7 protein-coding genes are annotated in these 9,034 nt (G+C 73.9%); 4 read left to right on the forward strand and 3 right to left on the reverse strand.

What is annotated here, in order from left to right; genetic code table 11:
* Positions 1-123 precede the first annotated feature (123 nt).
* The 3 genes from ACFV6D_RS26630 to ACFV6D_RS26640 form a co-directional block, all read right to left on the reverse strand.
* Entirely contained in the window at positions 124-1,950 is a 1,827-nt protein-coding gene (locus tag ACFV6D_RS26630; RefSeq protein ID WP_380561344.1) for an Ig domain-containing protein, read from the reverse strand.
* A 487-nt stretch (positions 1,951-2,437) separates the two neighbouring features.
* The gene (locus ACFV6D_RS26635; protein ID WP_063350383.1) at positions 2,438-3,043 is read right to left on the reverse strand and encodes an HAAS signaling domain-containing protein; all 606 of its coding nucleotides are present in this window, start codon (positions 3,041-3,043) and stop codon (positions 2,438-2,440) included.
* Complete coding sequence (locus ACFV6D_RS26640; protein ID WP_063351622.1) at positions 3,040-3,420, reverse strand: PadR family transcriptional regulator; 381 nt, start codon at positions 3,418-3,420, stop codon at positions 3,040-3,042. The genes ACFV6D_RS26635 and ACFV6D_RS26640 overlap by 4 nt, the downstream gene beginning before the upstream one ends.
* Before the next feature lie 242 nt (positions 3,421-3,662).
* On the opposite strand from ACFV6D_RS26640, the gene ACFV6D_RS26645 reads away from it, so the two are divergent.
* The 4 genes from ACFV6D_RS26645 to nadE all read left to right on the forward strand — a co-directional run bounded on the left by ACFV6D_RS26645 (position 3,663) and on the right by nadE (position 8,902).
* Positions 3,663-5,249: an alpha/beta hydrolase gene (locus tag ACFV6D_RS26645; RefSeq protein WP_380561345.1), complete on the forward strand. Its 1,587-nt coding sequence runs from the start codon at positions 3,663-3,665 to the stop codon at positions 5,247-5,249.
* Positions 5,250-5,265: 16 nt separating this feature from the next.
* The gene (locus ACFV6D_RS26650) at positions 5,266-5,925 is read left to right on the forward strand and encodes a DsbA family protein (RefSeq protein ID WP_063350385.1); all 660 of its coding nucleotides are present in this window, start codon (positions 5,266-5,268) and stop codon (positions 5,923-5,925) included.
* A gap of 116 nt (positions 5,926-6,041) precedes the next feature.
* Positions 6,042-7,958: an ATP-dependent zinc metalloprotease FtsH gene (ftsH, locus tag ACFV6D_RS26655; protein WP_063350386.1), complete on the forward strand. Its 1,917-nt coding sequence runs from the start codon at positions 6,042-6,044 to the stop codon at positions 7,956-7,958.
* A 110-nt stretch (positions 7,959-8,068) separates the two neighbouring features.
* A complete protein-coding gene (gene nadE, locus ACFV6D_RS26660) occupies positions 8,069-8,902 on the forward strand; it encodes an ammonia-dependent NAD(+) synthetase (RefSeq protein WP_380561346.1) in 834 nt (277 codons plus the stop codon).
* Positions 8,903-9,034 lie beyond the last annotated feature (132 nt).

Genomic DNA, 9,034 nt, shown 5'->3' on the forward strand with positions numbered 1-9,034 from the left:
CCGGGGGGGGGTTGGGGGGGGGGGGGGGGGGGGGGGGGGGGGTGGGGCGGGGGGGGGGGGGGGCCGGGGGGGGGGGGGGGGGCCCCCCCCCCGGGCGGCGTCAGGGGCGTGGACGGGCGGCCGTCAGGAGACGGTCACGTCGTCGTAGTAGGTGTAGGTCGGGTCGCCCGGGTAGTTGTCGTCCACGTTGGTGAGGGTGAGCGTGTAGCTGTGGCCCGGGGTGACGGTGCCGGAGGCGGACTTCCAGCCGAGGCCGCTGGTGCAGGTCTTGGCGAGCACCGTGGTCGTGGTGTTGGTGGTGTTGTCCTTGAGGGTGGCGGTCGCCCAGTCGTAGGTGACGGTGTCCGGGCAGGTGACGTCGTACCAGAAGGCGACCTTGCTGCTGCCGGTCGGGGCGGTGAAGGTCTGGCTGGCCGTGGACGTGGTGGTGGGGCCGGTGGAGCCGAGCATCGCGCCGTAGCCGCCGGTGTGCTTGGCGGCGCTGGAGGCGGCGGCGCTGCCGGTGGAGGCCCAGCCGCTCAGGGTGCCGGTCTCGAAGCCGCCGTTGGTGAGGCCGCCGCCGCCCGCGGAGGTGACGGTCCAGCCGAAGGCGGCGGAACCGGCGGCGCCGGTGGCGTCCTTGGCGGTGACCGTGACGCTCGCCGTGCCGGCGGTGGTCGGGGTGCCGCTGATCAGGCCGGAGGCGGAGATGGACAGGCCGGCCGGCAGGCCGCTCGCCGTGTAGGTGAGGGTCTGGCCGGAGGCGCTGTCGGTCGCCGCGATCTGCAGGCTGACGGCCTTGCCGGTGGTCCCGGCCTGGGCGCCCGGGTTGGTGACGGTGACGGTGTTGCCGGTCGTGCCGCCGACGATCGGGTGGGACATCTCGCAGCCGCCCGCACCGCTGTTGAAGTCGTTCGCCCAGGTCGACTGCATGGCGAAGCTGCCGGTGGTGAAGCCGACGTTCGCCGAGGCGCCCTGGCCGCTGCTGACCCAGGCGCACTTGTCGCCGTTCTCGGCGCCGCTGCTGTCGGTCCAGCCGCCGGCCGGGTTCTGGTCGGTGATGGTCTCGGCGTACTCGTGGCCCTCGACGATGGTGACGCCGTCCAGGGTGCCGGCCGTCCCCGCGTTGACGAAGCCCTGGCCGCAGCCGGAGCCCGCGTCGGTCACGTACGGCAGGTTGGTGAAGGCGAGTTCGCCGTACGGGGAGGAGACGGCGCCGCCGGTGAGCGTGGTGTCGCCGGTGTAGTCGTGCCAGGCGCAGAAGTTGCCGGACGCGGTGTTGAAGCCGTCGGGGGTGGTGCCGGTGGGGGAGACGACGACGTACTGGTCGTTCCGGTTGGCCGCGGCCGTGGTGTTGCCGAAGTGGCCGGACGCCTTGACCGCCTCGGCGCCGATCTGGTTGCCGGTCGCGGAGGCGGGCGCCGCGGCGGAGGTGTCCACCCAGACGCCGGCGAGCGCGCCGCCGGTGGGGTAGGCGACGTGCGCGGAGTTGCCCGGGCAGGTCTGGGAGCCGGCGGCGACGCCCTCGCAGTACTGCGTCATGACGCCGGACCAGAGCTCGCTGCCCGCGCCGATGCCCTTGAACAGCTGCTGGAGGCGCGGGGCCATGCCCTTGGCGTCGCCGCTGAGCGTGGTGTTGCCGTTGGCGTCGGTGCCGGAGCTGCCCCACTGGGAGCCCCAGAACACCAGGTAGACGTGCTCCGGTCCGGTGGTCACGCCGATGCTCGGACTGCCCGCTCCGCCACCGTAGTTGAGGTTGTTGGCGGAGGTGGCGCTCGGTGCGGCCTGGTGGCCGCGCAGCGGGACGGCGCCGTGCCGGTACGGGTGGTTCGCCGACGCCGCGGGGTGCGCGGCGTCGTCGGGCTGCGCCTGGGCGGGTGCCGCGGTGAAGCCGGCCGCCGCGAGGGCGAGCGCGGCGACGCCGGTGAGCGCCGCCCGTCCGGCGAGACGGAACGTGGGGGTTCGGCCCATGTGAGGGTTGCCTCTCTCATGCCGACCGCCCGGGCACCGGTGGGTGACGGGTGGTCGCGAAGGACAGGGAGAGGCCGGAGGCGGTGGAACGCCTGGATGACCCGCCGCACAACGGATCACCGGGGGGAAACAGGCCCGCCTCGGCCGCCGAGAAGCAAAGCAGCCGCCGGAGAACGGGGTCAACGAGCCTGACGGTAAAGTGAGTTGCCTTGATTCCCGCGTAATGGAAAAGCCCCCAGACGGAGGGGGTGGCGGTTCGGGTTCCCCAGGTCCGCACACTGTATGCGGGTTTTCGTTAACCGTATGAACGGCCTTGGCCGAAAAGGGATTTGATGGTGAGAAACAGGTAAGACATTAACCGCCGGGCAGAGGCGCGCGCAAGCGCGAGCCTCCGACGCGCGGAGGCCGCCCCCCTTGTACATGGGGGCGGCCTCCGGCATCACCAGGGGGGGCCGGCGAAACGTCAGTGTTCTTTGGTGAAGCCGGTTCAGGCCGTGAGTGCGGCGTTGCGCAGCCGGGCGGCGGAGCGGGCCAGGAGGAACGCCGCGAGCAGGGCGGGGCAGAAGCCCACCACGCAGGCGGCGAGGACGGCGGTCGCGGTCAGGCCGAACGGGGACACGACGGCGGCGGCGATGCCGGCCAGCGGAGTGACCAGGACGGGGGAGAGCAGCAGCAGGGCTGCCAGCCGCTTCTCCCGGCGGCTCCACTGCGTGGACCGCCACACCCTGCTCGCGGCGATGACGGCGGCGGCCAGTGCGAGCGGGGGCCCGATGGCCGGGACGAACGACAGCGGAACCGGCAGCACCGCGAAGACCAGGGTGCGGGCGGTGCGGCCGCGGCTCTCCGGCTCCGGTCGGGTGCCGCCCTCCTCGTCGAGCGCGGCGTCGGCGATCCGCCGGGGGCTGCCCAGCTGCTCCAGGACCCGCCGGACGGCGGCCTCGTCGGCGGGGTCGCACTCGGCGAGCGAGACCTCGATGTGCTCGCGCAGGTCCGCGAGCAGTTCGCGGCGGCGAGGCTCGGGCAGCGGAGCGGTGTACCGGGCGACCGCGGCCAGGTGGGTGCGGACCAGGGGGTGCTCGATGGGGTTGTTCACGGGTTCTCTCCCGGGGCCAGGACGTGGTCGACGGTTTCGCGGAAGGCGGGCCACAGCGTGGCGAACTCCTCCAGTGCGCTGCGGCCGGTGTCGGTGAGGGTGTAGTACCGGCGGGACGGGCCGCTGGCCGAGTCGCGCAGGAAGGTGTCGGCGAGGCCGGCCCGGCGCAGCCGGGACAGCAGGGGGTAGATGGTGCCCTGGCTGGTCGCCAGCATCGGGAACCGGCCGAGCTCCTGCAGCAGCTCCACCCCGTACCGGGGGCCGTCCCGCAGCAGCGCCAGGACGCAGTACTCCAGTACGCCCTTGCGCAGTTGCGTCGCCACCGGCCCGTCGGCCGCGCCGGCGTCGCCGTCGTGGTGTGTGATGCCAGGTACCATGCGATGCAAGATAGCATGCGACGCCAGGTAGTGGGCGGTCCGGACGAGGGTCGCAGGAGTACCTCACCCGGACGGCGGGTGGCAGCCGGACCGGCGCACGCCCCCCGGCAGAGGCTTCCGACGGGCGTGACCGCCCCACCACCCCTAGGGTCTGTGGTGCGTTGACCGTGCCGAGCGCCGGGGCGTACGCCGCCCCGCCGTCCGCCGGGGCGCGCCCGGCAACCCGAGAGGTGGACCGCTCCATGCACACCGTCGTCCGCGGCGCCGGCGCTTTCGGCCTGGCCGCGCTGCTGCTCGCCTGTGCCGCCGGCTGCCAGGGCGACGCCCGCTTCGCCGTCGAGCCCGCGCCGACCTCCCCGGCCGGCTCGCCCGGCTCACCCGCCGCGTCCGCGACCGGACTCGCGGCCCAGCGGCTCGACTGGCAGGCCTGCCCGGCCCCCAGTCCCGCGCAGGGCAGCGGCACCGCGCCCGCCGGTGACTGGCAGTGCGCCACCCTCAAGGCGCCGCTGGACCACGGCAAGCCGGACGGCGAGACCATCGACCTGGCCATGATCCGGAGCCGGGCGAAGGACGAGAAGCACCGGATCGGCTCGCTGCTGTTCAACTTCGGTGGCCCCGGCGCCTCCGGCGTCGCCACGCTGCCCGCCCTCGCCGCCGACTACGCCTCCCTCAACGCCCGCTACGACCTGGTGAGTTTCGACCCCCGCGGGGTCGGCGCCAGCGCCGGGGTGAGCTGCCTGGACGACAAGGCGATGGACGTCAGCCTGGCAATCGACAACACCCCCGGGACCCCCGACGCGGTGAAGGCGCTGGACACCAGCAACGCGCAGTTCACCGCCGCCTGCGAGCACAACTCCGGTCCGGTGCTGCCCTACGTGGACACCGAGAGTGCCGCCCGCGACCTCGACCTGATGCGGCAGGTGCTCGGCGACCAGAAGCTCTTCTACTTCGGCATCAGCTACGGCACCCAGCTCGGCGGCGTCTATGCGCACCTGTTCCCGCAGGAGGTCGGCCGGATCGTCCTGGACTCGGTCGTCGACCCGACGAAGGACCCGCAGCAGTCCGCACTCGGCCAGGCCAAGGGCTTCCAGCTCGCCTTCGACAACTTCATGAAGGCCTGCGCCGCCGAGGAGGCCGCCGTTTGCCCGACGGGTGCCGGCGGCGTCGAGGGCACGGCGGCGGTCACGGCGCTGCTCCAGAAGCTGGAGCAGTCCCCGCTGCCCACCACCAGCGGGCGGCAGCTCACCGAGACCCTGGCCGTCACCGGCATCGCCGCCGCCCTGTACAGCGAGGAGACCTGGCCCGTCCTGGCCGCCGGGCTCACCGAGGCGATGCAGCAGGGCACCGGCAACACACTGCTCCAGCTCTCCGACGCGATGTTCGGGCGCGACCCGCAGGGGCGCTACACCAACCTGAGCGCCGCCAACCGGGCGATCAACTGCGTGGACGCCCGACAGCGCTACTCCGACCAGGACGTCGAACAGCAGCTGCCGCAGTTCCGCGACGCCTCCCCGGTGTTCGGCCCCTACTCCGCCTGGGGCCTGACGAGCTGCACCGGCTGGCCGGTGCCGGGCAAGGCCGACCACCCGGACGTCTCGGCCGCCGGCGCGGCCCCGATCGTGGTGGTCGGCACCACCGGCGACCCGGCCACCCCGGTCGAGGGCGCCCACGCGATGGCGCAGCAGCTCGGCCCGGGCGTCGGCGTCAACGTCACCCTCCAGGGCGAGGGCCACGGCGGCTACAACACCGGCGACCCGTGCCTGAAGCAGGCCGTGGACGCCTACCTGCTGGACGGCACCGTGCCGTCCGACGGGAAGACCTGCAGCTGAGAAGTGGCCCACCGCAATGGTGATCGATTGGCCCTGGAAAGCGGTCCACTCGGCGTCTAGGCTCTTCACCGTGACCACCAAAGTCGATTTCTACTTCGATCCGATCTGCCCGTTCGCCTGGATCACCTCCCGGTGGATCCGTGAGGTCGAGCGCCACCGCGAGCTCGACCTCACCTTCCGGGTGATGAGCCTGTCCGTCCTCAACGAGGGCCGCACCGACCTGCCCGAGCGCTACCAGCGCCTGATGACCACCGGCTGGGGCCCCGTCCGGGTCTGCATCGCCGCCGCCGAACAGCACGGCGAGCACGTGCTGCGCGACCTGTACACCGAACTCGGCACCCGCCTGCACGACCAGGACCGGCCCGCCGACGACGCCGTCATCCGGGAGGCCCTGGTCGCGGCCGGACTGCCGGAGGAGCTCGCCGCCGCGGCCGACAGCACGGCGTACGACGTCGCGCTGCGCAAGAGCCACCACGAGGGCATGGACCCGGTCGGCGAGGAGGTCGGCACGCCGACCATCCACGTCGACGGCGTCGCCTTCTTCGGCCCGGTGCTGAGCGCCATCCCGCGCGGCGAGGACGCCGTCCGGGTCTTCGACGGGGTGCGGCTGCTGGCCGGCTACCCGAACTTCTTCGAGCTCAAGCGGACCCGGACCGGCTCGCTCGACTTCTCCTGACGGCGCCGCCGGCCCCCGCGCCGGGGCCGGCCGGTTCGTCCTGGACCTCCCGTCCGGGCCCTTCTCGCCCCACCATGGAGGGGGAAGGCCCGGCGGCGGAGAGGTGGTGGGCGCGGATGATCACCCGAATCCGGCTGCGCGCCGCCCGCCACCCCGCGACCCCGCCGCCCCCGGGCGGGGGCCCCGAGCGGCCCCGCACCCCCGGCGGCCCGCCGCCGCCCAAGCCGCCCCCGCCCGCGATGCGCCGCTGGCTGCTGCCCGTCGCCGTCCTGGTGACCCTGCTGCTGCTCATCCTGTTCTCGCGCTCCGGCTCGACCGGCGCCAACTACGGCTACACCGACTTCCTCAACCGGGTCGGCGCCGGCCAGGTGCAGACCGTGGACATCACCGACACCGGCGGGGTCACCGGCACCCTCAAGGACGGCACGCACTTCACCAGCCAGATCCCGACCGCCCTGGACACCTCCCAGCTCAGCGGCGAGCTGGCCGGCCAGCACGTCGACATCACCGCCAGCCACAGCGGCGGCAGCTCGATCTGGTCGACGCTGCTGCTGTTCCTGCCGCTGCTGCTCTTCGGCGGGCTGTTCCTCTGGTCCGGCCGGATGGCCGCCCGCTCGCTCGGCGGCGGCCTGAGCGCCATCGGCCGCTCCCGCGCCAAGATCATCGAGGCCGAGCGGCCCGCCACCCGCTTCGCCGACGTCGCCGGGTACGAGGGCGTCAAGCAGGAGGTCAGCGAGGTGGTCGACTTCCTGCGCAGCCCCGAACGCTACGCCGCCGCCGGCGCCAAGGGCCCGCGCGGGGTGATCATGGTCGGCCCGCCCGGCACCGGGAAGACCCTGCTCGCCCGGGCCGTCGCCGGAGAGGCCGAAGTGCCCTTCCTCTCCGTGACCGGCTCCGGCTTCGTCGAGATGTTCGTCGGCGTCGGCGCCTCCCGCGTCCGCGACCTCTTCGACGAGGCCCGCAAACGCGCGCCGTCCATCATCTTCATCGACGAGATCGACGCCGTCGGCGGCCGCCGCGCGGGCGGCACCCGGCTCGGCGGCAACGACGAACGCGAACAGACCCTCAACCAGCTGCTCTCCGAGATGGACGGCTTCGACCCGACCACCGGCATCGTCGTCATCGCCGCCACCAACCGCCCGGACGCCCTCGACCCGGCCCTGCTGCGCCCCGGCCGGTTCGACCGCCAGGTCACCGTCCCGCTGCCCAACCAGGCGGAACGGGCCGCGATCCTCGCCGTCCACGTCCGCGGCAAGACCCTCGCCCCCGATGCCGACCTGAACCGCATCGCCCGCGGCACACCCGGCTTCTCCGGCGCCGACCTCGCCAACCTGGTCAACGAGGCCGCCATCAACGCCGTCCGCGCCGACCGCGCCACCCTCACCGCCGACGACCTCGACACCGCCCGCGACCGCGTCCTGCTCGGCCGCCGGGACTCCTCCAACGCGCTGCTGCCCGAGGAGCGCCACGCCGTCGCCGTCCACGAGTCCGGGCACGCCCTGACCGCCGCGCTGTGCGAACACGCCGACCCCGTCGCCAAGGTGACCATCCTCCCGGCCGGCGTCTCCCTCGGCGCGACCGAACAACTCCCCGAAGCGGAACGCCACCTGTACACCGAGGGCTACCTGATCGACCTGATCACCGTCCAGCTCGGCGGGCGGGCAGCCGAGCTGGTGGTCTTCGGGGAGGGCTCCACCGGCGCCGCCAACGACCTCGCCCACGCCACCGGCGTCGCCACCCGGATGGTCCGCGAATTCGGCCTCTCCCCGGAACTCGGCCCGGTCGGCTACTCCAGCGGCTCCCCGAACTACCTCGGCGACGGCCCCGAGGACCTGTTCCGCCGCCCGTACTCCGAGCAGACCCAGCGCGCCGTCGACGAGGCGGTGGCCCGCCTGCTGCGCCGCGCCGAACGCCGCGCCGTCGACCTGCTCCGCGAACACCGCCACCACCTCGACGAACTGGCCGCCCTGCTGGTCGCCCAGGAGACCGTCGACGGCGCCGTCGTCCTCGACATCCTGCGGCACCCCGCGTAGGCGCTCGCCCCGGCCTGCCGCAGCACCGCCACCACCTCGTCGAACGCGCGGAACCCGCTGGTAGCGTCCAGGGCGGGCACCCACCGTGTCACCTTCACCCGGGAGTCGATATGACCGAACCCCTGTCCGCCGACCTCCAGCGGGAGATCGCCCGCACCCTGCGGGTGGCCCCCGTCCCCAGCCCCGAGCAGGAGGCGAAGCGCCGGGCCGACTTCCTCGCCGACCAGCTCCGGGCGGCCGGCGCCCGCACGCTGGTGCTCGGCATCAGCGGCGGCGTCGACTCCACCACCGCCGGGCGGCTCTGCCAGCTCGCCGTCGACCGGCTGCGCGCCGCCGGACACCAGGCCGAGTTCTGCGCCATGCGGCTGCCCTACGGCACCCAGGCGGACGAGGCGGACGCCCGCCGCGCACTCGACTTCATCCGGCCGGACCGGACCCTGACCGTCGACATCAGGCCCGCGACCGACGCAGCCCTCGACGCGCTGACGTCCGCCGGCCTCACCTTCGCCGACCGCTCCCACGAGGACTTCGTCCGCGGCAACGTCAAGGCACGCCAGCGGATGGTGGCCCAGTACGCGGTCGCGGGCGCCACCGGCGGCCTGGTCGTCGGCACCGACCACGCCGCCGAGGCGGCCGTCGGCTTCTTCACCAAGTACGGTGACGGCGCCGCCGACGTGATGCCGCTGGACGGGCTGACGAAGCGTCAGGTCCGCTCCCTGGCCGAGGCTTTGGGGGCCACGGCGGACCTCGTCCACAAGACCCCCACCGCCGACCTGGAGACCCTCGCCCCCGGCCGCCCCGACGAGGACGCCCTCGGCGTCCCCTACGAGGCCCTGGACGACTTCCTGGAGGAGCGGCCGGTGAGCGAGGAGGTCTTCCGCACCGTCCTCGGCCACTACCGCCGCACGGAGCACAAGCGCCGCCCGCCCGTCACCCCGGCGTAGCAGCCGAACCGGCCCGACGGTGCGCGGTGCGCGCCCCCGGCGGGGCGCGGGGCCAACCGGCCCCCGCACCCGTCCGGGGGCCCCCGGGCCTCGACCGCCCACCGGCCGGGGGGCGGACCGGTACTCCCGTGG

This window comes from Kitasatospora sp. NPDC059812 (assembly GCF_042732075.1).
In the GTDB taxonomy this organism is placed as follows: domain Bacteria; phylum Actinomycetota; class Actinomycetes; order Streptomycetales; family Streptomycetaceae; genus Kitasatospora.

Bases quoted from the DNA above. Each gene is read 5' to 3' on its own strand.
- ACFV6D_RS26645 (WP_380561345.1), top strand. From the start codon at position 3,663: ATGCACACCGTCGTCCGCGGCGCCGGCGCTTTCGGCCTGGCCGCGCTG.
- ACFV6D_RS26640 (WP_063351622.1), bottom strand. From the start codon at position 3,420: ATGGTACCTGGCATCACACACCACGACGGCGACGCCGGCGCGGCCGAC.
- ACFV6D_RS26650 (WP_063350385.1), top strand. From the start codon at position 5,266: ATGGTGATCGATTGGCCCTGGAAAGCGGTCCACTCGGCGTCTAGGCTC.
- ACFV6D_RS26630 (WP_380561344.1), bottom strand. From the start codon at position 1,950: ATGGGCCGAACCCCCACGTTCCGTCTCGCCGGACGGGCGGCGCTCACC.
- nadE (WP_380561346.1), top strand. From the start codon at position 8,069: ATGACCGAACCCCTGTCCGCCGACCTCCAGCGGGAGATCGCCCGCACC.
- ftsH (WP_063350386.1), top strand. From the start codon at position 6,042: ATGATCACCCGAATCCGGCTGCGCGCCGCCCGCCACCCCGCGACCCCG.